This is a genomic window from Microtetraspora sp. NBRC 16547, from assembly GCF_030268965.1.
Classification (GTDB): Bacteria; Actinomycetota; Actinomycetes; order Streptosporangiales; family Streptosporangiaceae; genus Microtetraspora.
In genome coordinates, this window is record NZ_BSSE01000083.1 from 1 (window position 1) to 776 (window position 776).

The 776-nt window shown below is 70.1% G+C and carries 1 protein-coding gene; it reads left to right on the top strand.

Annotated elements, in window-relative coordinates; genetic code table 11:
* Positions 1-283 precede the first annotated feature (283 nt).
* The coding region (locus QSK17_RS35705) for an HNH endonuclease signature motif containing protein (protein WP_285711121.1) at positions 284-776 on the top strand (493 nt) is incomplete at its 3' end.

The following is a 776-nucleotide window of genomic DNA, read 5'->3' on the forward strand; positions in this document are numbered from 1 at the left end:
GTCGGTTCGTCGTCGTGGGATCGTCGAGTTGCAGTTCCCGTTGTCGCTGCTGCGGGCGCTGTACGCCGACATCTACGCCCAGGGCGGCTGGGCCGGTGTGATCGCTGACGTCATGCGCCAATACGACCAGGCCATCGAACAGAGCTTTCCGACCGACGATGACGGCCACGGCCACAGTGCGGGTGATGGTTCGGCAGGTGACGCTTCTGTTGGTGACGCTTCTGCGGTAGACGAAGCTGCGGGGGACGCCGCTGCGGCAGGCGGGCCTGTGCGGCAGGGTGCTGTGGAGAACGACGCTGCCCCAGGGTCTGTGGTCGGCTGTGGGGCGGCCGGTGGGGATGAGCGGCGGCGGTTCCCCACAGCGGGACTACGGCGGCGGATCGAGATCCGCGACAGGGTCTGCTCCCATCCCGGCTGCCGCGCTCCGGCCACCCGGTCGGAGCTGGATCACACCCGCCAATACGCGCACGGCGGCCCCACCACCGAGGACAACCTGGCCGCCGCGTGCGCACATGACCATGACCTACGCGACAACGGCTGGCGGGTCATCCAGACCGCGCCAGGACATGTGACCTGGATCAGCCGCACCGGCCACCGCTATCCGGTCCAGCCGCCGCCGATCATCGAATCCCTGCCGGAACCCTTCGCCCCCGGAGGCTGGGCCATGCCCGGCCGGTCGGGAACCGGCGGGGTAGGCGGGCTCGCGGCTGTCGGGTACGGCGCGGGCAGCATCACCGACCCCGCCAACGACGAACTCCCGTTCCTGCCGACCTGGA